The sequence below is a fragment of the Paenibacillus rhizoryzae genome (assembly GCF_059686995.1).
The window spans coordinates 313,926-339,935 of the sequence record NZ_JCAALT010000002.1 but is presented as its reverse complement, the minus strand read 5'-3'; the positions used below and the strand labels follow the sequence as shown (position 1 = coordinate 339,935).

The 26,010-nt window shown below is 49.5% G+C and carries 13 protein-coding genes and 7 tRNA genes; 17 read left to right on the top strand and 3 right to left on the bottom strand.

Features of this window, described 5'->3' with window-relative positions; all coding sequences use genetic code 11:
- Positions 1 to 26: 26 nt before the first annotated feature.
- Genes AC6ESO_RS06835 through AC6ESO_RS06825 form a run of 3 tightly spaced genes read left to right on the top strand, consistent with a single transcriptional unit; the run spans position 27 to position 3,545 of the window.
- Positions 27 to 593: a thioredoxin family protein gene (locus AC6ESO_RS06835; RefSeq protein WP_497090711.1), complete on the top strand. Its 567-nt coding sequence runs from the start codon at positions 27 to 29 to the stop codon at positions 591 to 593.
- A 1-nt stretch (position 594) separates the two neighbouring features.
- A complete protein-coding gene (locus AC6ESO_RS06830; protein ID WP_497090710.1) occupies positions 595 to 1,230 on the top strand; it encodes an MBL fold metallo-hydrolase in 636 nt (211 codons plus the stop codon).
- Positions 1,231 to 1,280: 50 nt separating this feature from the next.
- Entirely contained in the window at positions 1,281 to 3,545 is a 2,265-nt protein-coding gene (locus AC6ESO_RS06825) for a Tex family protein (protein ID WP_497090709.1), read from the top strand.
- Positions 3,546 to 3,645: 100 nt separating this feature from the next.
- On the opposite strand, the gene cmpA is transcribed toward AC6ESO_RS06825, so the two are convergent.
- Complete coding sequence (gene cmpA, locus AC6ESO_RS06820) at positions 3,646 to 3,780, bottom strand: cortex morphogenetic protein CmpA (RefSeq protein WP_090984639.1); 135 nt, start codon at positions 3,778 to 3,780, stop codon at positions 3,646 to 3,648.
- Positions 3,781 to 3,903: 123 nt separating this feature from the next.
- On the bottom strand, positions 3,904 to 4,257 hold the full coding sequence (locus AC6ESO_RS06815) for a hydrolase/acyltransferase (RefSeq protein WP_497090708.1): 354 nt from the start codon (positions 4,255 to 4,257) through the stop codon (positions 3,904 to 3,906).
- Positions 4,258 to 4,411: 154 nt separating this feature from the next.
- Here AC6ESO_RS06815 and AC6ESO_RS06810 point away from each other — a divergent pair, with 154 nt between their 5' ends.
- The 6 genes from AC6ESO_RS06810 to AC6ESO_RS06785 all read left to right on the top strand — a co-directional run bounded on the left by AC6ESO_RS06810 (position 4,412) and on the right by AC6ESO_RS06785 (position 5,787).
- The gene (locus AC6ESO_RS06810; RefSeq protein ID WP_497090707.1) at positions 4,412 to 4,891 is read left to right on the top strand and encodes a SprT family protein; all 480 of its coding nucleotides are present in this window, start codon (positions 4,412 to 4,414) and stop codon (positions 4,889 to 4,891) included.
- Between the two features lie 28 nt (positions 4,892 to 4,919).
- Positions 4,920 to 4,995: transfer RNA gene (locus AC6ESO_RS06805), tRNA-Asn, on the top strand.
- 8 nt (positions 4,996 to 5,003) lie between these two features.
- A tRNA-Ser gene (locus tag AC6ESO_RS06800) sits at positions 5,004 to 5,094 on the top strand.
- Between the two features lie 81 nt (positions 5,095 to 5,175).
- Positions 5,176 to 5,250 (top strand) — tRNA-Glu (locus AC6ESO_RS06795).
- Between the two features lie 36 nt (positions 5,251 to 5,286).
- Positions 5,287 to 5,368 (top strand) — tRNA-Leu (locus tag AC6ESO_RS06790).
- A gap of 77 nt (positions 5,369 to 5,445) precedes the next feature.
- Entirely contained in the window at positions 5,446 to 5,787 is a 342-nt protein-coding gene (locus AC6ESO_RS06785) for a DUF952 domain-containing protein (protein WP_497090706.1), read from the top strand.
- Positions 5,788 to 5,850: 63 nt separating this feature from the next.
- Here AC6ESO_RS06785 and AC6ESO_RS06780 read toward each other — a convergent pair whose 3' ends face one another.
- Positions 5,851 to 6,897, bottom strand: a complete 1,047-nt coding sequence (locus tag AC6ESO_RS06780; protein WP_497091068.1) for an LLM class flavin-dependent oxidoreductase — start codon at positions 6,895 to 6,897, stop codon at positions 5,851 to 5,853.
- A 263-nt stretch (positions 6,898 to 7,160) separates the two neighbouring features.
- Between AC6ESO_RS06780 and AC6ESO_RS06775 the strand changes: the two genes are divergently transcribed.
- The 8 genes from AC6ESO_RS06775 to AC6ESO_RS06740 all read left to right on the top strand — a co-directional run bounded on the left by AC6ESO_RS06775 (position 7,161) and on the right by AC6ESO_RS06740 (position 25,946).
- A tRNA-Glu gene (locus AC6ESO_RS06775) sits at positions 7,161 to 7,235 on the top strand.
- A gap of 5 nt (positions 7,236 to 7,240) precedes the next feature.
- Positions 7,241 to 7,313, top strand: a tRNA-Lys gene (locus AC6ESO_RS06770).
- 39 nt (positions 7,314 to 7,352) lie between these two features.
- Positions 7,353 to 7,434 (top strand) — tRNA-Leu (locus tag AC6ESO_RS06765).
- Between the two features lie 291 nt (positions 7,435 to 7,725).
- A complete protein-coding gene (locus tag AC6ESO_RS06760; protein ID WP_497090705.1) occupies positions 7,726 to 11,097 on the top strand; it encodes a GH36-type glycosyl hydrolase domain-containing protein in 3,372 nt (1,123 codons plus the stop codon).
- A 191-nt stretch (positions 11,098 to 11,288) separates the two neighbouring features.
- Complete coding sequence (locus tag AC6ESO_RS06755) at positions 11,289 to 11,654, top strand: hypothetical protein (protein ID WP_497090704.1); 366 nt, start codon at positions 11,289 to 11,291, stop codon at positions 11,652 to 11,654.
- A gap of 131 nt (positions 11,655 to 11,785) precedes the next feature.
- A complete protein-coding gene (locus AC6ESO_RS06750; protein WP_497090703.1) occupies positions 11,786 to 13,756 on the top strand; it encodes a glycoside hydrolase family 127 protein in 1,971 nt (656 codons plus the stop codon).
- Positions 13,757 to 14,210: 454 nt separating this feature from the next.
- A complete protein-coding gene (locus tag AC6ESO_RS06745) occupies positions 14,211 to 18,140 on the top strand; it encodes an immunoglobulin-like domain-containing protein (protein ID WP_497090702.1) in 3,930 nt (1,309 codons plus the stop codon).
- 75 nt (positions 18,141 to 18,215) lie between these two features.
- Positions 18,216 to 25,946, top strand: a complete 7,731-nt coding sequence (locus AC6ESO_RS06740; protein WP_497090701.1) for an immunoglobulin-like domain-containing protein — start codon at positions 18,216 to 18,218, stop codon at positions 25,944 to 25,946.
- Positions 25,947 to 26,010: the final 64 nt, after the last annotated feature.

Sequence of the window (26,010 nt, the reverse complement as noted above, 5' to 3'; positions counted from 1 at the left end):
AAGATTCCAGGAGGAGGCAAATTCACATGGCCAAGAATGTATCAAATAAGTTGAATAAAGGCATCAGCCCCCAGCAATTCGTAGATTCCATGCAGAAAAATAAAGAATCGTTTCAAGATTGGGGAAACCGCTTCGAATGGGCAAGCGAGGATGATCGCGAGTTCTTCGAATCCATCAACAACCGCGATGATCTGCGCTGCTTGATTCTTATGGCCGAGTGGTGCGGCGATGTTGTTCGCAATGTACCGGTTATTTTCAAAGCCATGGAACTGACTGGCATGCCGATTGACGTCCTTATAATTGAAGAGCATATGGAAACAATGGATGAGTTTCTGACAATGGGCGGACGCGCGATTCCGATCGTCATTATTGCAGACACCGGCGGCCATGTGCTTGGCCAATGGGGCCCTCGTTCTGCATACGTGCAGGAGCCGATGACAGCGTTCAAATTGGCGAACCCAGACCGCGATGCCGCCGATTACCAAGAGAAGATCGCCCTCGCGCGTCAAGAAATGGGCCGCCGCTATGGTGAAGGTACGGCGTATCAGCAAGACATCATTAAAGAGCTGCGCACGCTGCTAGCATCGGTCTAATATGTTCAAGATTGAGACATTTACACTGGGTCCTCTGCAAACGAACTGTTACCTTCTCACCGAGGAAACCGGTAAACGCGCTTTCGTCATTGATCCCGGCATGGTACCGAAGCGACTCATCGAGCGAATCCGCGAGCGCGGGCTTATTATTGAAGCGATTGTTTTAACGCACGCGCATTTTGACCATATGGCGGGTGTCGACGAGATGCGCCGTGCATTCAGTTGCCCGGTATATCTCCATGATGCCGAAGCCGATTGGCTGACGGATGCACGGAAGAATGGCTCTGCCCGCTGGGCGGATGTGACGGAGCCGCTCACCACGGAGCCTGCTGAATTCGGGCTGTCCGAGGGGCAGAAGCTGGAGCTGATCGGACATACCTTCAGCATTTTGCACACGCCGGGACATTCACCGGGCAGCGTTAGCTTGCTTTGCGGCGAGCATCTGATCAGCGGCGATGTGCTCTTCAAGCAGTCCGTCGGTCGCAGCGACTTGCCCGGGGGCAAGGAACGCGATTTGTACGATTCCATCCGTTTGAAATTATACAAGCTGGACCCTGCGGTTCGGGTATATCCCGGACATGGTCCACAGACGACAATAGGTTATGAAATGGCAAACAACCCTTTTGTGCCGGCTTAAACAGCTGGCCTTAAGGGTTCTATTCCGTTAATTGATGGAGGAATTGAAGCGTGGCTGAAACGAAACAGAAGTTGAAGGATGAAGAGATCGAGGGAAGCTCTGCCGGCAAGATCGAGCTATCGCCCGAAGAGAAAGCAGCTGAACAAGAACGCATCGTCAAACGCGTCTCTGCAGAGCTAAACTTGCCGCTTACCAAAGTAAAGTCAGCCGTATCGCTGCTTGATGAAGGCAATACGATTCCTTTCATCGCGAGGTATCGGAAGGAAATGACGGGCGAGCTGGACGAGAATGAGCTGCGCGGCATCGAAGAGAAGCTGCAGTACATGCGCAACCTGGAGAGCCGCAAGCGCGAGGTCATCCGTCTGATCGAGGAGCAGGGCAAGCTGACGGAAGAGCTGCGCAGCTCCATTATGGCTTCTGTGAAGCTGCAGGAGATCGAAGATCTGTACCGTCCATACCGCCAGAAGAGAAAAACCCGTGCAAGCGTTGCGAAGGAACGTGGTTTAGAGCCGCTGGCGCAGTGGCTGCTGTCACAGCCGCGTCAAGCGGATCCCGCACGCGAGGCTGCACGTTACATAGACGAAGGAAAAGGCGTTTCGACAGCCGAAGACGCGCTTCAAGGCGCAATGGACATCATTGCCGAGCAGCTTGCTGATGATGCCAAAATTCGCGCGTGGGTGCGTCGTTATACGTTTGATCAAGGGATTATGCGCACAGAAGCGAAGGATGCGAAGCAGGAGACGGTGTACGAGATGTATTATGCGTATCAAGAGCCGCTGAAGAAGCTGCCGCCGCATCGTACGCTTGCTATCAACCGCGCTGAGCGTGAAGAAGTTCTTCGCGTCACGCTGGATCTGCAGTCGGATAAAGTCCATGACTATATCGATCGCCAAACGATTCGTCCGCAGACAGCGCCTTCTATCCGCACCATCTTGCTGCAAACAATAGAGGATGCTTACAAAAGATTAATCGCTCCATCAATTGAGCGCGAGGTGCGCGGGGAATTGACGGAGAAAGCGGAAGAGCATGCCATCAGCATCTTCTCGGCAAACCTGCGCAATCTGCTGCTTCAACCGCCGGTTCGCGGCAATGTCGTGCTAGGCGTCGACCCGGCCTTCCGGACAGGCTGTAAGCTCGCTGTCATAGATGAAACGGGAAAGCTGCTTGAAGTAGCCGTTTCTTATCCGACGGCGCCTCACAATAAAGTAGCCGAGGCTGAGAAGCTGATTGGCGGCTTGATCGACCAATACAAAGTCGAGCTTATTGTCATCGGCAATGGTACGGCTTCACGCGAAACGGAGCAATTCATCGCGGAGCTTATCGGTAAACGCAAGAAAGCCAAGCTCCCTGGGGCGGATGCACTCAAATATATTATCGTGAATGAAGCAGGGGCGAGCGTGTACTCGGCGTCCAAGCTTGCTGCAGAGGAATTCCCGAAGCTGGATGTTGCCGAGCGAAGCGCAGTTTCGATTGCACGGCGTTTGCAGGATCCGCTTGCCGAGCTCGTGAAGATTGAGCCCAAAGCAATCGGTGTTGGCCAGTATCAGCATGATGTCAGCCAGAAGCGGTTGGAAGAGACGCTTGGCGGTGTCGTGGAATCCGCGGTTAACCATGTCGGCGTCGATGTGAATACGGCATCTCCGTCCCTGCTGTCCTACGTAGCCGGAATCAACGCAACTACGGCGAAGAATATCGTGAAGTACCGCGAGGAGAAAGGCAAGTTCAGCGATCGCAAGACGCTGCAAAGCGTGCCAAGACTCGGTGCCAAAACCTACGAGCAGTGCATCGGCTTCATCCGGATCCCGGAGAGCAGCAATCCGCTGGATCGTACGCCGATTCATCCCGAATCCTATGCCGTCGTAGATAAGCTCTGCGCAGCGATTGGCTTGAAGCTGGATCATTTAGGCTCAGAAGCGTTCAAAGCGGCAATCTCCGCTATTAACACGGAAGAAGTCGCACAAACGCTGGGTGTTGGCGTTCCGACGCTGAGAGATATCGTGGACAGCCTGCTGCGCCCGGGTAGAGACCCGCGCGAAGAGCTGCCGGCTCCGATTTTCCATACGGATGTGCTTAGCATCGAGGATTTGACGGCGGGTATGGAGCTTCACGGCACAGTTCGCAACGTGATCGACTTCGGCGCCTTCGTCGATATCGGCATTAAGAATGATGGGCTCGTCCACATCTCGCAGCTCAGCAATAAATTCGTGAAACATCCGATGGATGTTGTATCCGTCGGGGATACCGTTACGGTATGGGTGCTTAGCGTCGATCATAAGAAGGGCAGAGTCAGTCTGACGATGCGCAAACCGGATTAATCAGCAGCAACTCATGGCACGGCAAAAAGGGTGTTATCTTCGAGCAGTCACGACAACAAGCGTCACTGCAAAGAGATAGCACCCTTTTTCTGCAAATCGCTTACAAGCTCGCAGAATCCTCATCAGGCCGTTGACTCGTACGGTAGAAATACCAGCAATCGTTCAATAGACGAATTTGCCTGTGGTCTTTCTTCAGAAAAGCGCGCATCAGTTGATTGCACAGCCATTGCGGCATAGCTTCGCCCTCCTTCCAGCCATCACTTGTTGTACTAATAAGTGTATGGAAGTGGGCGAATGTCCGTGCATGTCCAACTAGCGCGAATGTTCAAGTTTTTGCAAAAACACGCGATTCGGAAGCTTAAATGTCGAGTTCTTCCTCGTACCACTGCTCTAATTGAGCCTGCAACGCGCGAATTTCGGTGAGCAGCGAGATGAGCGGGTAGGATTTCTCTTCAACGGACGAGAAATCTTTCTCCAGCTGATTCATGTAGTCAAGCCCGGAGTGGATGACAACGGATTTGTCGTGAAGCTCGACATCTGCACATTCTGCAATCGCATAAGGCAGTACCGGCACTTCGGCAGCGGTGAGCTTGTCGATTTCTTTATGCAGGCGCAAATTAAGCGCGCTTAATTGATACGCATGCGAGGCAGGCATTTCTACGAACGAGACATCTTGTCCGTTTTTCATTATGATATAACGCATTTCTGGCATGACAGTTTCTCCCCCTCAATAAACCAATCATCTAGATGAATGCTGAGCAGACCAAGGTCTACTCAAACCAATCATCTTTACTACTTGACAGTGTAGCGTATTCATCCTTTAAAATTCAAGTATTATGGGGTACAAATTCAAGGGAGCACATCAGATGCAGGATAATCAGCTACAAGAATGGGTCGAACGGGTTTCCCTGCAATATTTCGGAATTCCTTTCAGGCACCAAGCAACCTTCAACGGTAGATTGAAGTCTACGGGAGGACGCTATTTTACGAAGTCGCACAATATCGAGATCAGCCCTCATCAATTGACCAATTATGGCGAAGAGGAAACCGAGAAGATCATCAAGCATGAGCTATGCCATTATCATTTGCATATATTGAAGCGGGGATACCAGCATCGAGATGCGGATTTCAAGCAGCTGCTCGCCAAAGTAGGCGGGACGCGATTCTGCAAATCTCTGCCGGAAGGGGTCAAACGCAAGCAGGAACCCTATCGATTTAAGCTTGTTTGCCGCAGCTGCGGGACTGAATATTTGCGCAAAAGAAAGACCGATCCGCGCCGCTATGCATGCGGAAAATGCCGCGGAATTTTGTTGCTTTATAGGCTTGACTTCAATTCTCAGACATGATACATTATTTCTTGTCACTCATTACTATTCCCTGATAGCTCAGTTGGTAGAGCACTCGACTGTTAATCGAGTTGTCACAGGTTCGAGTCCTGTTCGGGGAGCCATTTCTTTTGGAGAGATACCCAAGTGGCTCAAGGGGACCCTCTGCTAAGGGGTTAGACTGCGTAAGTGGTGCGAGGGTTCGAATCCCTCTCTCTCCGCCATTTTTTCTGAATGGAACGCACTTATTAGTGGACATTCAATTCTCCAATCTCGTTAGCAGCGAGAGGGAGCTTGCAACAAGAGGCCCGTTGGTCAAGTGGTTAAGACACCTCCCTTTCACGGAGGTAACAGGGGTTCGAGTCCCCTACGGGTCACCATCTTCATTCTCGATATGGACAATTGCATATCACTTCGCGGTCGTGGTGGAACGGCAGACACACCATCTTGAGGGGGTGGCGCTCACAAGGCGTGAGGGTTCAAATCCCTCCGACCGCATTCCCTAGAAAAACCCTTGAATCTTCAAGGGTTTTTCTTCTGTTTAAATAGCGCATTGCGATGAAGGAGAGTACGAGATGATTTATCATTTTATCCATAAGCATGAATGGAAGGCGGCCAGAGAGCTTAATAAATATGTGCCGCAGACGATCGCTACTGATGGATTTATACACTGCTGCACGCAGTCTCAAATCAATTTGCTGGCCGGCATGCTGTTTAAAGGGGAGGAAGATTTGCTTCTACTTGAGATTGATGAAACGGTTGCGGAGGCCGAACTTATATATGAAGACTTATATGAAATGAATCAACCATTCCCGCATCTCTATGGGGCTCTAAATCTGGATGCAGTCACGGAAATCTATCATGTGCAGTTCATTGAAGACGACGAGGTTACATTACAACCTATTAGTGAAGAATAAAGAGCGTTGCCCTTTCTCGAAGAAGTCGCTTACGAGAATAGGCACGCTCTTGTTGGTTCATTGTTATGCTTCCAAACGAGCAAGCTCTTTGCGCACGATTGGCGCTACTTTGGTACCAAGCAGCTCGATCGCATGAAGTGTTTCCTTATGCGGCATTGTTCCGACGTTCACATGAAGGAAGAAACGCGTCACGCCTAAGTTCTTGCGCAGCAGAATGATTTTCTCTGCGACATATTCGGGATCGCCTACGTAGAGAGCCCCGCGGAGGCTGCGCGCCGCATCGAAAGTGGCACGGCTGTAAGGCTGGGTCCAGCCGCGCTCACGCCCAATGACGTTCATTTGGGCTTGGGTCGGGAGGAAGAAAGCATCAGCGGCTTGTTCCGTTGTGTCGCTGACAAAGCCATGTGAATGAGTCGCGATTTGCAAAGCAGCCGGATCATGGCCTGCGCGAGCTGCCGCTTCTTTATAGAGATTCACTAATGGAGCGAAGCTCTCGGGCATACCGCCGATGATTGCAAATGCAATTGGCAATCCGAGCATACCGGCCCTGACCGCGGATTCCGGATTGCCGCCGCTCGCAATCCACACCGGCAGCGGTTCTTGAACCGAGCGAGGGTAGACGCCAAGGTTTTGAATAGCCGGGCGATGGCCGCCGCGCCAGCTTACCTTCTCTGAGGCGCGAATTGCGAGCAGCAGCTCCAGCTTCTCTTCGAACAATTCATCATAATCGTGCAGGTCGTAACCGAAGAGCGGGAACGATTCGATAAACGAACCGCGGCCGGCCATAATTTCAGCACGTCCGTTTGAAATGCCGTCTAGAGTGGAGAAGGCTTGATAGACACGGACAGGATCGTCCGAGGATAGAACGGTCACGGCGCTTGTGAGACGGATGCGTTTGGTCATCGCAGCGGCAGCTGCAAGTACGATAGCCGGCGCGGAGCCTGCGTAATCCGAGCGGTGATGCTCCCCAACCCCATAGACATCCAGTCCAACTTGATCGGCGAGAACGATTTCTTCAACCGCATGTCGCAGTCTCTCCGCATGGTTAACGGCTTTACCGGTTGTAAGATCATTTGTTGCTTCTAAGAACGTGCTAATTCCTATTTCCATATTTACAGTAGTGGTGGTCAATTTGTTTCTCCTCCCTTATTAGTACTAGTGTACTCAGATGTGCGAAAGAAAAACAAGCTAATATGGAATAGTTAGTAGAGTTTTAGGGGATGGTATCGATGCACAGCGTAATGAATGGTTTTGGGCATAATTGTAAAACATAATCAGTGAAATTAAATGAAAAAAATGCTTGCTATTGCTGAACGGTTTAGATATAATAACACTTGTCGTTTGAAAAGCATGTCGAAAAACGACGAGTATTAGGCCCGTTGGTCAAGTGGTTAAGACACCTCCCTTTCACGGAGGTAACAGGGGTTCGAGTCCCCTACGGGTCACCATTTAAGAGCCATTAGCTCAGTTGGTAGAGCACCTGACTTTTAATCAGGGTGTCGTAGGTTCGAGTCCTACATGGCTCACTTTTACCTCATTCGATATGGAAATTCACATATCACTTCGCGGTCGTGGTGGAACGGCAGACACACCATCTTGAGGGGGTGGCGCTCACAAGGCGTGAGGGTTCAAATCCCTCCGACCGCATCCCAAGAAAACCCGTAATTCCTTGCAGCATAAGGAGTTACGGGTTTTCTGTTTTTTCTGCTTTGGCAGAATCTGTACCGGATGGCGTACTTAATCGCGTAGCCGAATTTTATGAGCTTCTTGAGAACGAGCATAATGGATTGCAGGTAGAACTTAAAGGAGAAGTGACGTAATCACGTCGCTTCCCCTTTTTTTGTAAATTCGATCATGCGAATAGGGGGTCAAACATGGTATTATATAGGTGGTGATACGTTTCACCAAATGAATAAAATGAAATGAGAGTGGGCTAACGTGAACAACTCAGCTGAAACGAGCAAATCTCTATCCAAAATCTCATTGAGTGGGGGAGGCCTGCAGTTTACTTTTTTGAACAGCGGCGATCTCTACCAAGCTTCACACGGGGATGTACTTCTCAATCAAGTACTCTCGAATGCGATCGACGGATCGTTTAACAATTTATATCTGAGGCTAATCGCCGAAGATGGATCGATTGCGGAGGTTCTTCCACTGCTCGGCGTACGATCCCAAAGCCGCTTTGCTTACTCCGAGCATGCTGCCGTTTGGGAAGGCTCGGCGAAGGGCGTATCCTACAAGGTCATTTTCCGGTTATCGGATCGCGGCATCTGGTTCTGGGATATTGCCTTAACCGGTGACGGCGTTCAAGCAGATCTTGTATATGGACAAGATATCGGCATCGCCAATCGAGGCGCCGTCCGTTCTAATGAAGCTTACGTCTCACAGTATATCGGTCATTCCGTGTTCGAAGACACGAGCAAAGGCTACGTCATTTGCTCCAGACAGAACCAACCGCAGCAAGGGAAATTCCCTTATTTGCAGCAAGGTGCGCTGACAGGCGCGATTGGCTACTCCACGGATGGATTCCAGCTCTTCGGATTGTCTTACAAAGAAAGCAACGAAGCGGCAGGACTGCTACAGCCGTCATTGGCGAACGAAGTCTACCAATACGAGTTTGCCTATGCGGCCCTGCAATCGGATCGGATACAATTGAACGGTTCTGCGCGAGTCGTGTTCTATGGTTTGTATAAAGACAATCATGCCGATGCGGTTGCCTCACTCGAATATGGCGATGAGGTTGCGGAAGCTTGGGCGTGGGCAGATTCACAGTCGCCGCTGGAAACGGTTCAAGAGCTGGAGAAGGTTTCACTTCAGTCGAATATCGGACAGCCGCTTAGGTCCGCATCATTGACCACAGCCGAAATCGAGCAGCGTTATCCTACGCGTCAACAGGAAGAGTGGGACGGAGAGACACTGCTGTCCTTCTTTACATCTACTCACGAGCATGTGGTGCTTAAGGAAAAGGAGCTTCGCGTAGAACGTCCTCATGGTCATATTATGATGACTGGCAATAACGATCGGATCAACGAGCGGGTTCTGGCAACGACTTCTTTCATGTACGGCATCTTCAATTCGCATATCGTCGTAGGCAATACGTCCTTTAACAAAATGATGTCCAACGCTCGAAACGCGCTCAATATGATGAAGACATCCGGTCAACGCATCTATGTCGAAGTCGAAGGGAGCTATCGTCTTCTGGCATTGCCATCCGCCTACGAGATTGGATTCAACTATGCCAAGTGGGTTTATAAATTGCCGGAGGATCAGATCGTCGTGACGAGCTTTACGACGGTGGATACGCCGGAGGTCCAGCTGCAGGTCGTTTCCGAAAGCGGCACATCGTATCGTTATTTGGTGACGAACCAAGTGACAATGGATAATAATGAATACGAAGTTCCGTTCCGAATGGAGCAAGAAGGCGATGTCCTTACTTTCCGCGCGGATGATCGATCATATAGCCGTTCCGTTTATCCTGAGCTATGCTACCGTATGAAGCTTGCAGGCGCTTCGATGAGTGTTGGCGATGAGCGGCTGCTGGCTGACAATGTTCAGGCCGGCGATGCATCACTCGTTGTGCTGCAAGTCGATGCTGCCGCCGGTTGGAGCTTAACGATTCAAGGACTTTTGAATGGGGAAGAGCTGCCTTTTGTGAACCGCAATTCGGAAGAAGAAGCGGGTCGTTACCGTGATTTTTACTTTAAAGTCATGAATGGCTTCCACCTTTCCATAACGGATGAGACAGCGTCGAGCGAGCTCGGTAAAGTGAACACGCTCGCTTGGTGGTATACCCACAACATGCTCGTCCATTTCTCTACGCCGCATGGTCTTGAGCAATATGGCGGGGCTGCTTGGGGCTCGCGTGACGTATGTCAGGGGCCGGTAGAATATTTCATGGCCACGCAGAAGTATGACGTCGTTCGGACGATTCTTCAAACGGTGTTCTCCCATCAATATGAGGATACGGGCAACTGGCCGCAGTGGTTTATGTACGACAAGTACACCAAAGTGCAATCGGAAGAAAGCCACGGCGACATTATTGTTTGGCCGCTGAAGGTTATAGGCGATTATTTGAACGTGACCAAGGACTACAGCATTCTTGAAGAACAAATCCCGTACACGGATCGGCATACATTTGAGTTTACGGAACAAACGGATACGCTGCTTGGGCATGTGCTCAAAGAAATCAATTATATTAAAGATCACTTCCTGCATGGTACGAGCTTGTCTTCTTATGGCGATGGCGATTGGGATGACACCTTGCAGCCGGCTAATGCGCAGCTGAAGAAATATCTGGTCAGCAGCTGGACCGTATCCTTGACCTATCAAGTGATGAAACAACTGGCTGCGGCGCTCGCAGATTACAATAAGGAATTATCGGAAGAGCTTAGTGTGCTGGCATCGGGCATTCAAGCCGATTTTAATCGCTACATGCTGCCGACAGGTACGATTCCGGGCTTCTTGTATATGGAGAATCCGGAACAAGTGAAACTGATGATCCATCCGGATGAGAACGAGACAGGCATCCAGTACCGGCTGCTGCCGATGACTAGAAGTATGATCGGCGAGCTGCTCACCAAGGAGCAAGCTTATGCCCATTACGACATCATTAAGGAAAAGCTGTATTTCCCGGATGGCGTACGGCTGATGAACAAACCGGCTGCCTATACCGGCGGCGTTAGCGCGCGCTTCAAACGTGCAGAGCAGGCTTCCAACTTCGGCCGGGAAATCGGCTTGCAATATGTGCATGCGCATATTCGGTTTGTCGAGGCGATGGCTAAGCTTGGATTCCAGGATGAGGCGTGGAAAGGTCTGCAGATGATTAATCCGGTTGGGCTGCGCGACGTAGTGCCAAATGCGGAAATTCGCCAAAGCAATGCCTACTTCAGCAGCTCCGACGGCAAATTCGGCGACCGTTACGAGGCGCAGGAGCGATTCGAAGAGCTCAGACAAGGCAAGGTTCAAGTGAAGGGCGGATGGAGAGTGTACTCCAGCGGCCCGGGAATCTACATGAACCAGCTCATCTCGAACTGTCTGGGCATTCGCCAAGAGGGCGGCGATCTCGTCATCGACCCTGTGCTGCCGAAGCATCTGAACGGGCTGCAGTTTGAGTTCCGGCTAATGGATCAGCCGATCCGATTCATCTATCATCTGGATGGCGGCGCTGAACGCCGGGTAACGCTTAACGGAGCGGAGGCTTCTCTGCAACCGACAGCGAACCGTTACCGTCAAGGCGGAGTACGGATTAGCAGAGAGACGCTGCTTGCGGGATTGCGTTCCGATGGGAATGTGATTGAAATTTATATGTAGATCCTTCTACTAACGAACAACGCGTATCGATACGTTATCGGTGCGCGTTGTTTTATTTTGTGAATCGGGACATTCCCATGCGAATATATAGTAGAATTATCCTAAAAATTGTGATATATATGGAAGTGTGATAGTTCAAATGGAATAGTGTGGAAGGCCTACCATTATAGTTGTGATGCGAGGGAGTCATTATGAGGGAGCATTCGCCCAGCGGCAGCAAGATCTTTATTCAGCAGGATGCTGCATCAACAGTCTTGAATGAGGCACTAATTGATTTTTATCTGGATACCCGCAATTTTAAAGCGATAGCAAAGCTGCAGGAGCTTCAATCCCAAGCCTGCAGCACCTGTTGGATTAAAGCGAAGATCTGCGCTGAAGGAGAGTATTTTATCCCGGAGCGGGTGATGGAACAGATTCAATGCAAGATCAACGAAATTGCGGCATCCGGGACGGTTTACATTGCAGATCCGATCTATTTCATCGAGCAGGTGAAGGGGCAGCTTGTAGCAGAGTATCTGGAATGCGAAGGGAATCCCTATTATTTTGTACCTGTTTAACATGTGCAGCCTCCGGAGAAATTCGAGGCTGTTTTTTTGTGTGTTTGGAAGGAAATAACTTCTTCATGTCGAAATTTAGGATTTGCTGTATGTATACATTGGAAAAAGGCAGAAGGGAATGAAAGATTGGCATGCATAACATTGCACAGGTAACTTGGAAAGATGTTTCGTTGGAAGAAGGCTTTTGGGGCAAGTGGCAGCAAACCAATGCCCGTTCTACGGTTAATGCGGTGTATGACCGCTTCTACGAGACAGGCAGAATTAATGCCATGCGTCTGGATTGGCAAGAAGGAATGGACAATAAACCGCATATTTTCTGGGATTCCGATGTGGCCAAATGGATGGAAGGCGCGGCGTATATTTTGTATTACCATCCGGATGAAGAGATTAGCAAGAAGCTGGAAACGGTAATTGACTATATCGAGCAGGGACAAGACGAAGATGGTTATTTCAATTCGTATTTTTTGACATGTGAACCGGTGAATCGTTTCAATGACCGAACCGCGCATGAGCTCTATACAGCGGGCCATATGATGGAAGCGGCTGTTGCTCACTTTTACTCAACGGGCAGTAAGCGCTTTCTGAACATTATGACACGTTTTGCGGATTTTATTGAAAAAGCGTTTAAGCTTGAAGGAACAGCTAAATATTCGGCACCGGGTCACCAAGAGATCGAATTGGCACTTGTACGGTTGTGGCAGGCTACAGGAGAAGATCGTTATTTGGAGCTCTCGAAGCATTTCGTTGATATCCGCGGTACGCAGGCGCATGATCGTATTTTCTCCGTGAAGAACGGAACTTGGCCGGCTAGCCCGCCGCTTAACAGCCAATTATTATATAACGATACGTATGCGCAGGATGACGCGCCGGCGCGTCAACTCCCGGCAGCTGCAGGTCATGCGGTAAGAGCGATGTATTTCTACTCTTCGATGGCCGACCTTGCCAGGGAGTACAACGATCAAGAGCTGTACGAAGCGTGCTTGCGGCTGTGGGATGATGCTACACTTCGCAAAATGTACGTTACCGGCGGCGTGAGCGGGGAACGCTTCGGTGAGGCGATCGGTGCGGCTTATATTCTTCCAAACGCAGACTCCTACGCGGAGACATGTGCCTCGATCGCAATGGCGTTCTTTGCGCAGCGGTTGTTCTCGATCCACCCTGATGCACGCTATGCGGATATCATTGAACGCCAAATGTATAACGGTGCTCTGGCGGGGCTGTCGCTTGACGGAGGGGCTTTCTTCTATGATAATGCGCTGCAGTCTGCCCCGGCGCATAATGATTTTCTGAAAGGTATCCATGATACACGGAATCTGTTCCCGCATTATCGTCGCGAGCGTGTATTCGAATGCTCCTGCTGCCCGCCTAACATCTTCAGGTTCATCGCTTCACTTGGAGAGTACATCTATGCGACGGAGAAGGATACGCTGTACATCAGTCAATATGTACAGAGCAAGGCTGATATCAAGCTGACTTCCGGTACGATGCCGGTCACGCAAACGACAAATTATCCTTGGTCGGAAACGGTGGCTGTTCATGTGGATGCCGAGCAAACGCCCCATGCCATGATCGCATTCCGGATGCCTGGGTGGTGCACGAACCCGAGCGCCGCGATCAACGGGGATATAGTATTCGATACGGACACGCTGGCTTCTGGAATCGAACTGAAGCATGGCTACTTGTATATCCCGGCAAGCTTGATTGAGGGAGGCAGCGTAACGCTCACCTTCCCGATGCCGGTTGTCGAGCTGGAGGCGAACCCGCTCGTAGCGGAAGGTGCAGGCAAGGTTGCCCTAATGCGCGGACCCGTCGTGTACTGCTTGGAAGCGGCGGACAATGATTTTAATCTATTCGATATGACGGTTCTGCGCGAGCCGCAGTACAAGTCGGATATGCGGGAGGTTAACGGTATACCGGTTGTGATGCTGCAAGGACAGGCTGCGGTCCGTTCTAACGAGGAATGGGATCAAACGCTATATCGTTCCGGCGGCTCCAAGTATACGAAGGTAACCTTTACTGCCGTCCCATACTTTGCTTGGGCCAACCGCGAGGTTGGCGATATGGTCGTCTGGCTGCGCAAGGAATCAAATTTATTCGCTTAATGAGGTATAAGGAGCAGCTTCTCAAGAAATTGAGGAGCTGCTTCTTTTTTTTGCTTAAATCTATGAAAATTCGAGAATGTTTTCAATATTAATCTGTCGAAAGTGAGGGGATTAACACTTTTATTAATGATAAACATGTCGATTCCCCCCATTTTGATCATGGGTCAAGCGGAGTGAATCAACGCTTCATGAAATGGAATTGCCTGAATTTTAACGTGAAATAGTGGATGAATTTTACAGTTATCGGATGATTTATCGCGTAATTCCCCCGATTTACTCCAACAAAAGCTCCTATTAGAATAAGCCTTACAATACATTAACATTTAAATAGTTAGCGAAGGGAGACTCGCATCAGCTTCGTTGGACAAGCAGGCGGAGGAATATGTTCGGTATGATCATGATTCATCGATTGTTTAAATACAAACAAAAATTCACAGAATGAGAGCTGATCTCCATGATTCAAGTAAGAAATAAAGTGATGCAGAGCTCTCTGGCAGCACTTCTGCTGTTAGGACCTGTAGTTGGATCGATTCCACAGCATGCGGCGGCGGCAGTTGTAGTGAATCCTTTGGCTGTTGTTACGGATGCAGATGCAGTTGCCTCGGATGCAGCGGCACTGGCGCTTCAATATGTTTCGAATGCTCCTATTGATATCACTGCCGTTACACAAAATCTACTGCTGCCGGCTACGGGAGCGTTGGGCTCAACGATCGTATGGACGACAGATAATCCTACTTATATAAAGATGTATGGCGCAAGTGATTTTAATAATCAGAATGGTAACGTCAACCGTCCTAGATCAGTAGATCAAGTGGTGCATTTGACAGCATTGATTACGAAGAATGCCGTTTCGGAAACGAGAACCTTCGAGGTTACCGTGAAAGCAGCGAACTACAACGGGGTTCAGCAATATGGCTGGGGCGGGACTAGTCCGAATAATAAGTACTCGAGTGCCACTGACGTAACCTTTGACGCGGCCGGAAACATGTATGTTGTCGATGTGGCGTCGGTTTTTGATTGGTTTACCGGCGCGGGAACTTCCAATACGGTTGTCAAGAAGTACGACGGCAATGGAAATTTCGTGAAGAGATATCCAATTAATGACATCGGTCTTAAAAATATTGTTGTTGTAGGCAACACGCTATACGGCATTTATAAAGTAGCTAGTACAGAAGAATTCGGAGCAGCGACGAACTATGCGATGAAATATGACTTGCTTACTTCTGCAGCTATAGGCGATCCGATTAACTTAGGCCTAGAAGATAGCGATCAGGCCGTTACGCAAGCTCTGGCAGTGGATGGAGCAGGGTACTTTTACATCAATTTTGGAGGTACAAGCATCAAAAGGTTTAATCCGGATGGAACGCTTGATGCCGGGTTTGCTTATGATGGCAGCGACTATTTGGGAGCTGGAACGACTCTAAGCAAAGCAAATGAGATTGCCGTTAATAACGGAAAACTTTATGTTACATCGGATAATGGTTATTTCTTAGTTTGCGATACTACTACCGGCCTAACGGACGGAACACTGACAGATGCAATGAAAGCATCATTGCCGGTTGCCGGGCCTTTCAAGATGCCGGTTGTTTCAAGCGATGTTTCAGGCAACGTCTATTTGATGGCGAATAATGCGGTTTATAAATTCGATCATCTTGGCGCGCTTGCAAGTAAGACCCCAACCAACCCTACCCTATCGAATAACGGAATGAAAACGGTACTTAGTTTGGATTCACAGAGTCTGGATGGCGTATATACCAATGATTTCGGTACTGTGATCAACAAAGTCAGCGCAGCAGCAGTTACTGATGCGTATGCGGTTGCCTTTGATAAATTCAATTTATCAGTTGGCTACCGTACGGATGAAACGCCATTCGCAGTAAAGAGCAACGTATCGCTGCCAACCAGCGGCGTCGATGGATCTGCAATTGTTTGGACATCCAGTGATCCAACGGTTATGGCAACTGACGGTACGATAGTTCGTCCAAAACCGTCTCAAGGCGACAAATCGGTTACCTTAACGGCGACGATTACTAGAGGCACCGCAACTCCCGATTCCAAAACATTTAACCTGACCGCAGTGGCAAGAACGCTTGCGGAGATGGGGCCGGCTGATGCACCAGCTGCAGCGCTATCGCAAGGCACCGCGGCCGGAACGACGAAGCTTAGCGGCGTAGATGCAACGATGAAGTACTCCGTTAACGGTGAAGCTTATGAAAGCATTGCAGACGGTGTGACTTCAATCGATAACATTGCCGTTAAAGTCGGCGATACCATTAAGGTTTACGTGGATGCAACGGTAGATCACCTGGCATCAAGCGAGCAGACGTTAACTGTTGAGCTTGCCAATATTAAACCGGTTGGCGCTCCGTCTACTACGTTATCGCCGGGCTCCACGGCAGGCACAACGAAGCTGAGCGGCGTAAATGAATCGATGCAGTATGCTGTTGAGAATGGAGAATACCAAGCCATTGCTGAAGGCGTGACTTCAATCGATATTCCGGTCCATGCCGGCAATACGATCCAAGTCTACATACCTGCAACCGAAGACGCGCCTGCTTCGCCCGTGCAAACATTGACGGTGGGATTAGCTGATATTAAGGCTGCTGCAGCGCCTGCAACAGGAGCTCTTCAACTAGGAACTACAGGTGGGACAACTACGCTGATCGGCGTAACGACTGGGATGGAGTACAAAGTAGGGAACGGCGGCACCTACACGCCAATCGCAGGAACAACTGTTGAGATTCCAGTTAACGCGGGCGATCATATCTTTGCGCGAGTGGCACAAACAAGCGGGCAGCCTGCATCGGATGCGCAAGAACTCGTAGTCGGATTGTCAAACATTAAGCCTGCAGCAGCACCGAATGCCGCACTGGAAGTTGGGTCTACCACGGGCTCCACGAAGTTAAATGGCGTTTCGAGTGAATTGGAATATTCGTTAAATGACGGCACCTACACAGCCATATCAGGGACTTCGGTTGAAATTACGGATGTTGCTGAAGGTGATGAAGTTAAGGTTCGCGTTAAAGAAACAGCTTTGCAACCGGCATCCGACGAGCAAGTATTAGCGGTAACGTTAGACCTGATCAAACAACCGGATCCAGTAACACCGCCTAGCGGTGGTGGTGGTGGATTTGTCGGCAACGGCGAAACTAAAGTGACTGGGCGTGCGGGCGACGCGACAAATACACGCACGACGCTGCCGGATGGAACGATCAAGGACGATGCGGTTCTGTCTGCTGAAGATGCAGCGAAAGCATTGACTGCAGGTAAGAAATCCGTGGAAATTGCATTAACGGATGAGAAGGACAAAGTGTCCAGCCAATCCGTAACGCTTCCAAGCGCTGCAGTGAAGAAGCTGGCAGACGCAAAGGCTAATGTAGCGATCAATACGACTAAAGTCCAAGTGCAAATTCCGAGTACATCCTTGAACAGCGCGAAGGCAGATGTACAATTCACGATTAATCCGGTACAAGATACGGCCGGATTCGAGAAAAATGCAGCTAAACAGGCAGTGGTACAACTAGTTGCAGGCGGCAATGAATTGAAAGTCATCGGCAAGCCTGTCGAAATTGCAACCAATCTTGAGGGACAGCCTGTAACTCTTGTATTGCCGCTTGGAGATTTGAACGGGGATGATCTGAATGACATCGCGATCTATATTGAGCATGGTGACGGAACGAAAGAGCTCGTCCACGGTACGGTTGTCCAATACGACAAGTCCGGCCAGCAGGGTCTATCGTTCAAAGTAACTAAATTCAGTACATTCTCCATCGTGAAGATTCCGGGCGTAGACAACTACCTCGCCGAAGGAACCGTTCAGAAAGCTTTCGTGCATGGCTATGAAGACGGTACTTTCCGTCCGAATGCTCAAATCACGCGTGCCGAAGTAGCGACGATTATCGCGCAAATCGCTCCAGTCGAAGCAAAAGGTGCAGATATTGCGTACTCCGATGTTAATAACAGCTATTGGGCGAAGAATGCGATCTCTACCGTCACGAAGATGGGCCTCATGAAAGGTTATAACGATGGCACCTTCCACGGTGGTCAAAACATTACACGTGCAGAAATGGCAGCGATTATCGCGAAATTGCTAGGCTCGGCAGATACGTCGGCAGCAAGTACGTTCAAAGATATCGCGACAAGCTGGGCACGTACGTCCATCGAACTGGTCTATGCCAAAGGCATTATTAAGGGCTACGAGGATGGAACATTCCGTCCGCTGAACTCGCTCACTCGCGCAGAAGCAGTTACGATGATCAATCATTTCTTGGGTCGCAGTAAAATAACCGGTGCAGTTGCAGCAACATGGTCTGACGTGCCGGCTAGTTTCTGGGCATTCGGTGAAATCGAAGCAGCTTCAAAGGATCTGCCCCATAAAGCATAGTTGTATGTCGCTAGAGAGAAGACGTCAACATTGTCGTTGACGTCTTAAAAATTGACAGAGGATGGGTTGCAACAGATGAATTATTCAAAGTTACTCTCAAAAAGACTCACCAAGAGCATCGCCGTATTGTCCGTTTCAGCTCTAATGATGTCGAACATGGCTACTGCGTTTGGCGATCGAGCCGTGCTTCCAAGCCCAGTTCCGGGACAGCAAGGATTGTTTCCGAATACGCCGGCTGAAGAAGAACACAAGGGGATCTCCGTAAGTTATGCCAGCGATTCGTCGCTAACGCAATCGGAGCTTGATGCCTTCAAGCAGCAAGCTGCAGAAAGCCTCAATGCTGCTCGCGATCGGTATGTGCAAAGCCAGTTGAAGGTTCAGCTAGTAGATGCTAACGGCAATCCGTATAAACCCGACGATATCGTTAATGTTATCGTACAGCTGGAAGGACAAACCGTTTCCCAACTGACGGCTGCCAACAGCGGTCCTCGTCCAACGCAGCAAGCCGTAACCAATGCAAGAAATAAAGTGCTTGAAGATATTCAGGCTACGCAAGACCTCATCCAGAGCGGTCTATCGGGAAATGGCGCTGTAAACCAATTAAGCGGAGGCGCGAAGACTGGAGCGCGTCAACTTATTTTCAAGCAAGAATATGAAAATGTTTTCAAAGGTTTCAGCGTGGATCATATCAAATTTAGCGATATCGACTATATTAAGTCGCTGCCCGGCGTGAAATCCGTTTCGCTGCAGCGCACGTTCATGCCGGCTGAATCTACTTTGAACAAGCAGCACGAATTTACGCATATCGAGGATGTTTGGAGCGGTGCTGCAGTAGGTAAGCCTGTTGGCTACAAGGGCGAAGGCATGGTCGTTGCGATCGTGGATACCGGCGTGGATTATAACCATGAAGCTTTCCCGGATCCGACTCCCGGCGCGATGGCGAAAGCGAAATTCAAGACAGGGAAATATAAGAGAAAAGACGGTACAACTTCATTGAAAGTTGTCGCGGGCTACAACTGGGCGGATCAGAACGATGACATCATTCCGCGCGTTGAATTGCCTACTTCCAATACCAGCTCTCACGGTGTGCACGTAGCCGGGATTGCCGCAGGAGCCGGACCTATCCTAGATGGCGTTGCGCCGGAAGCGCAGATCATCGCAGAGAAAGTGTTCTCCGATCATTTGCCGGGCGCTCTGGAAGAGGACATCGTGAAGGGGATTGACCATGCGGCTTCCCTTGGTGCGGATGCCATCAATATGAGTTTGGGTTCCTCCTCCTCCTTCGATGAGAGAGATCCTCAAGATCCGATTGGCATTGCGATCCGCAATGCAACGGATGCAGGCCATATCGTTGTCGTTGCGGCAGGTAATGCTTCGAACGCCTATGATGGGCAGTCGAAGAATTTGAAATCCACGATTCGCTTAGGCGAAACGCCGGATTTGAATAAAATCGGTTCTCCCGGCGTGTATCCGGATTCGTTCACCGTAGCTGCCGCGAACAATTTGATTAACAAAAGAACGATCGGCTTCCAATTCATGGATGAGAACGAACAGGACGTTGTCATTCATGGCGAGGGATTAGATAGCTTTGGATCGTCCACCAACACAATCGTTTCCTTAGGTCCGGATAAAGTCGGCGTTCCGGCTGATTTTGCAGGCAGAACAGATATTGCAGGTAAAATCGTCCTTATTAAGCGCGGATCGCTGTCATTCAATGACAAGGTTGCAAATGCGAAGAATGCCGGTGCGATTGGCGTTATCGTCTATAACAATAGCGACGAGAATCAAGCTCCGTCACCGCAAGGCATGATGCATGACACTCCGTTTTCGTTCATTAGCAATGCAGATGGTCTTGTATTGGAATCGGCCATCGCCATATTTAACGAGTATGATGGCGGCGGTAATGTCGGCATTGGCGGGGCGGCTGTTCAAACATTGGCAGCAGGAGCGAAGATCAAGAAATATGGAGCCATTCCAATTACGATCGTTTCGGATGTGGAAGGCTCGGCTTTCTCAGCTTCCAATCCGGGTCATCCTACCGACTTTACATCATGGGGTACGACAAGCGATTTGAACTTGAAGCCGGATATTATGGCTCCCGGTCATATTATCGTGTCATCCATCCGTTCTTCGGATCCAGCAATTGCTAATGGGGCCGATAATGCCTATGAGCAGGAGAGCGGTACATCGATGGCAGCTCCATATGTGGCAGGCGCTGTTGTGGATGTAATGCAAGCTCTGATCGATACGAAAGGCTTCATGCCGGGTACGAGGGATTTTGCGCAAACCGTTAAGAACTTGTTGATGAATACATCGATCCCGGCTGTACGTGATTATGTAACGGATGCGGATGCACCTGATTACATGACGCAATATCAACCGAGAAGACAAGGCTCCGGTATGATTCGTCCGGATCTGGCCGTGCAAACGCCTGTTGTCGTTGCAGGGGCGGATGGAACGGCGGGTATCAGCCTGAAAGAAATCGACGAAGAGACGACGTTCACCTTGACGGCTACGAATCTGACGAACCAACCGGTTAAATACGATCTAAGCGGTACAGTTATGGAGGATATCCTGAACGTTGCGTCAGATTCAAGTTCAGACAACATCCGTAGTAAGTATAGGAAAGATTCCACTGTGGAATTTACTTCAAAGGGTCAAGATGTGACAACCATTACCGTTCCGGCTAATGGGAAGGCGAACATCGATGTTACATTGACGATGGATAACAGCTTCACAAGAAATACATTTGCCGAAGGTTATATCAAACTTCAGCCGACTAATGCCAGCTTGCCTGCGCTAAGCGTGCCATATAACGGCTTCTACGGTAAATGGGATGAGCCAAGCATCATCGATACACCGATCATGCAAGACGATTCCGGCGTATGGGCGCATAATGAGCCAACGTCTATCGGCATAGCGACGCCAATTGGGACGTTCTTCCATCCGCTTCCGGAGACGGCTGAAGAGAAAGCATTGGGAGATAAGTTCTATTCCTTTAGCTTCGATCGACGTATGGGAATCGCACCGGTTTCGCTTCTGGCTTTGCTGCGGAATGCACGACATCTGAATGTAGACGTTGTGGATCAGACTCACACTCCGGTCACGCATTTAACGGATGATGAGTGGCAGCCTAAAGCGGATCCTTACACATCCGGATCTTCCGCAATTATGACGGGCGACATGATCTGGGATGGCACGAATGAAGGCGTACCTGTCCCTGATGGTCAATATTATTTTGCAGTAACGGCAACAGCTGACTATCCGGGCGCTCGTCCGCAGCCAACCGTCTATTTGCCTGTGTTTAAGGATACCACTGCACCGGCGGTGACGATTCTGAAGCACCAAGGCTATGAAGACTTCAATAGTCCGGAAGTGGCGGCTAGCGGCGGCTACACGCTGAAATTCACAGTGGCTGACGAAAGTATTACGCCTAATAATTATGGTAATGTCGTTCTCGCACAGAATGGTATAGAACTGACGCCAAGCGAAATGCCGCAGATTACGAAAAATGAAGACGGCACCTATCAAATTGACTTAACCGGCAAGGATAATTATGGCGATCCGTGGCTGAAGAACGGCAAAAATGTGTTCAATCTCTACGTATTTGACCGTGCAGGCAATGCAAGCAATGATGAAACGGTGGTCATCGAGAATAACCAGAACGCCGTTACGATCGATCTCCACTCGGCATCCTACAATCATGGTGTCAAGAGCCTTTACTGGGATGCCAATGTAAAGCCGGGCGGCAACGTGAATCTAAGCATTGATGCCTATGGAGAAGAACTCGAAAAAGTGCAAGCTGTAATCATGGGCGAGTCAGATGGTCGGTTCTCTGTACTGAAGACTACTCCGGTCGACGTTGCCTTTACGTCCACGACTTTGACGAATCATATCGAGAAGAAGTACTCGGTTGAAGCGGATATCGCAATTCCGAGCGACTTAGCGCCTGATAGGTACAGAGTGGGCTATGTGTTCCTTAAGAATGGCGAAGTTTGGAACAGTCCGGGCGTTCCGTTCATTGGGATTGACACCTATGTAAGTAACGAAGCGCCGACGATCACATTGAACACGAGTCAAGCAGCTGATCAAACAGGTACGACGACTTCGAGAGCCTATGCCGTAACACCGGGCGAAGGGCCAGTATCCTTGATGCTGAATACGACCATTACGGATAAGTACGTGTTATCAAGAGGCTACAAAGTAAGCGTACAAGTGGATAGCGAAGCCCCGATAGTGATGGGCAGCATTATTCATACGGTGGCCGGTCCGGAAAATCTGCGTTATCCGGTGCAATTGGCCGAAGGAGAGCATACTCTCGTATTCACCGTCGTTGACGCAGTAGGTGATTCAAGCACCGTTAGCTACAATGTCCATGTCAATGATACGACTGTCGATGTGATGAATGGCGGTACATTAATTGACAGTATCCCAATCAAAGCTGCCGGATCGCTATCGACAGATGAAGCAGTTGTAGACTTCGACGGAATGGATAGGGAAGTTCATTCGGAGTCCGATGATCCGTATCTTTCCGGAACTTTGACAACGCCAAATGGCAGTGATCCTTTGAATCCTAATCCTGATTTTGCGCCGGTATTGTTAATGGGCGATCAGCAGGAGTCGGCTGTTCTCTATTATCTCTCCAAAGATTTTAGAGCTAGCCAAAACGGTCAGGAAATTTTTTATCCTGCGGGCACGTATCTCTTCGATCGCCAATTAACCGGTTATCGGGATGCAGGCGGATACGGTCAAGGATATAGTCAAATTCCGATTACGGTCATTGACTATATGGGGAATAAATCGGTGTCTTATATCGATCTGTACAAAGACAATGTCGAGACAAGGGTAGATTTGGACGGGGCTATGAAAGATCCGGCCAATACGGTATCCTACTACACCAATGACGACACATTCACCATTACAGGAACCGTAACGGATCCGGTGAGCGATATCTATGCACTCATGGTTGATTGGCATAAAGCCAGAGAATGGACGCTTGAAACTCCAATAGAAGAAAGAAATATGTACAGAAATTTGTTTGGTACTGAATGGATGCAAACATTCGGTTGGGATCTGCAGGCTGAAGGATTGGTTCAGAAGCTTGCGGATACGGCAGATATCGATGGTGATGGAAAGCCTGATGGCGTGCATACGTTCAGCTTTACCGCAACGGATCTTAAACCTGGTCATAACATGTTCGAGATTGACGGCGGCAAAGTCATGCCGAACGCTAAGACATCGTTTACAGGCAATCATCCACTAGTACTCAATATTGATGTATTCCGTTTCGCCGGAGCTGACGCTTCTGATTCGGGTATCGTAGCAGACGTTGCTAATGGTTTGACGTGGAATCGCATCAAAGGCCAGAATCCGGATGGCGAGCTGAATAAGGCTTATACGAATCTGGCATTGCCGACTTATGATAAAGCGACTCAAACTACGATTAGCTGGAGCAGTACGCCGAATATTATTTCGAATGAAGGTCTGGTAACCAGACAAGCTGCGGATACGGATGTTGCGCTGACTGCAACGGTTAATAGGGGAACGGAGTCCGTTACGGTGCCATTCACCGTGAAGGTCCCGGCGCTTAACACGGTTGACCCTGTTGATGAGGATCTGTCGTATCTGACATGGGATACGATTCGCGGTGCCAACCTCGATCCAACAGATATCAGAGGAGTGCTGACCCTACCAGTACATGGTGCGAACGGCACAGCGATTACTTGGAGCTCAGATACGACGCAGTATGTGACCAATGAAGGAATCGTTTATAAACCTGTATTTGGTGAACCGGATGCAGTCGTACATCTGACTGCGACTGTAACAGATGGCACAGTGACGAAGACGATTACATTCGATGTAACCGTTAAAGCAGATATGGACAATCAAATCGAAACGCAGATTCGCAGAGCCATTCAAGCACTTAATGTCAAGAAATTGCTTGGCAAGAACGTCTCTGAAATTGATGTCACGCAAGACTTGATACTGCCAACAAGTTTCGATGGCGGAGGTACGATTATTTGGGAATCGGATAACGGCTATGGTGTTGGAGATCCTTCTCCGTATCTCTCCGCAGCGGGTAAAGTAACCAGACCGACTGCAGAAGAAGGCAACCAAGGTGCCAGCCTCTATGCGAGATTTACGTTGAACGGCTACTACATGTGGGAAAGATACGACTTCTATATTAGAAGTGCGGATACGAATGACGGCGAGTCCGTTCAAGCGGCGCAAGCTGCAATCGTATGGAATTTGATCAAGAAGAGTAATACGGATCAACAAGCAGTAACAAACGACCTGAATCTGCCGACAGAAGGCAATTACGGAACAACGATTACCTGGAGTTCGAGTAATCCTTCCGTTATTGCAGCGAATGGAACAGTAGTAAGACCTTCTAAATCTCAGCCAGATGCAGAAGTCACGCTGACAGCAACAACAAGTAAGAATGGTGCAGATCCAATGCAGAAGTCCATTAAAGTTGTTGTATGGCATGACGCAGCCAAAGAAGATGCTCCAGCAGCGGGTGGCGGCATTGGCGGAGGAGGCACAGGCACAGGCACTGGCCCAGGTACTGATAGCAAAGCCATCGACGCGCCAAGCAAAGTGACTGAAACAGTAGAAGCGGGCCGCTCGATTGCTTCCGTTAAAGTAGACGATGCAGCACTTCAAGAAGAACTGAAGAATCGTGCAGCCGGTGTAGTCGTTAGCCTGAAATCGGAGAAAGCGAGCGATGTTGCTCAAGCCGTTCTAAGCGCGCAAACGGTACAAGACCTTGTTAACAAGCAAGCGACAATCGTATTTACGGCTCCGGGCGCATCTTATACGATCGATACGACTGAATTGGATCTGCATGCAGCATCGATCCTTCTCGGAAATGGCTTGGATCTGAACGATATTCAAATCTCGATTCAAATTGTGAAGCCTACTGCAGAAGAGCAGCAAACAATCGACAAATCCGCAGCAGCAAACAATACGACAATCGTTGGAGCACCGGTATCGTTTAACATGGTTGCTTCTTATGAAGGCAAAGAAGTTATCATGGATAAATTCAATGGTTATGTACAGCGCAGCATTGCGATTCCGGCTGGAACGAACAACGTTTCCACCGGCGTTGTAATCGACGCAGACGGCACGATGCGTCAAGTGCCGACATGGATCGAAGAGAAAGACGGCCAAACGGTTGTGACAATCAACAGCTTGACGAACAGCATGTACGCAGTCGTTAGCCAAAATGAGCAAGTTGCATTCCAAGATGTGAAGTCCGGCTGGGCAAAGTCCGCAATCGAAGACCTAGCTTCCAGAATGATCGTGAAGGGTCAATCCGCCGGCAAGTTTAATCCTAGCGGTAATATGACAAGAGCAGAATTCGCAACGATTCTTGCGAATGCGCTGGGTATCAAAGCAAGCAAGACTACGACACAGTTCCAAGATGTAGCCGCAAACGCATGGTATGCGAAATCCGTTTCTGCAGCCTACGAATATGGCCTCATCACAGGTGTGACAGAGAACTCTTTTGCACCGACTAAGAATGTAACTCGTCAAGAAGCCATGTCTATGCTGGCACGCGCAATGAAATGGGCAGGCTACGACACGACAATCCAAGCAAGCGGCATCGCCAGCGCTCTTGCAAGCTTTAAAGATCAAGGAACCGTTAGCGAATGGGCGCGATCGGCAGTGGCTGTTAACGTGAAATTCGGAATCGTAACCGGAGATGCAACGCACTCCTTGCATCCAACTAGCAACATCAGCCGTGCGGAAGTATCGGTCATCGTGGAGAAATTGCTGAGAAACGCAAAATTGATTAACTAGCACCTATAATCAGTAAAGGGCAGTGCGTGATTAACCTTACGCACTGCTTTTTTTTGCTATTTGG

Bases quoted from the DNA above. Each gene is read 5' to 3' on its own strand.
- AC6ESO_RS06755 (WP_497090704.1), top strand. From the start codon at position 11,289: ATGAGGGAGCATTCGCCCAGCGGCAGCAAGATCTTTATTCAGCAGGAT.
- AC6ESO_RS06815 (WP_497090708.1), bottom strand. From the start codon at position 4,257: ATGCCAGAAATGCGTTATATCATAATGAAAAACGGACAAGATGTCTCG.
- AC6ESO_RS06835 (WP_497090711.1), top strand. From the start codon at position 27: ATGGCCAAGAATGTATCAAATAAGTTGAATAAAGGCATCAGCCCCCAG.
- AC6ESO_RS06740 (WP_497090701.1), top strand. From the start codon at position 18,216: ATGAATTATTCAAAGTTACTCTCAAAAAGACTCACCAAGAGCATCGCC.
- AC6ESO_RS06810 (WP_497090707.1), top strand. From the start codon at position 4,412: ATGCAGGATAATCAGCTACAAGAATGGGTCGAACGGGTTTCCCTGCAA.
- cmpA (WP_090984639.1), bottom strand. From the start codon at position 3,780: ATGCCGCAATGGCTGTGCAATCAACTGATGCGCGCTTTTCTGAAGAAA.
- AC6ESO_RS06780 (WP_497091068.1), bottom strand. From the start codon at position 6,897: ATGGAAATAGGAATTAGCACGTTCTTAGAAGCAACAAATGATCTTACA.
- AC6ESO_RS06830 (WP_497090710.1), top strand. From the start codon at position 595: ATGTTCAAGATTGAGACATTTACACTGGGTCCTCTGCAAACGAACTGT.
- AC6ESO_RS06750 (WP_497090703.1), top strand. From the start codon at position 11,786: ATGCATAACATTGCACAGGTAACTTGGAAAGATGTTTCGTTGGAAGAA.
- AC6ESO_RS06745 (WP_497090702.1), top strand. From the start codon at position 14,211: ATGATTCAAGTAAGAAATAAAGTGATGCAGAGCTCTCTGGCAGCACTT.
- AC6ESO_RS06785 (WP_497090706.1), top strand. From the start codon at position 5,446: ATGATTTATCATTTTATCCATAAGCATGAATGGAAGGCGGCCAGAGAG.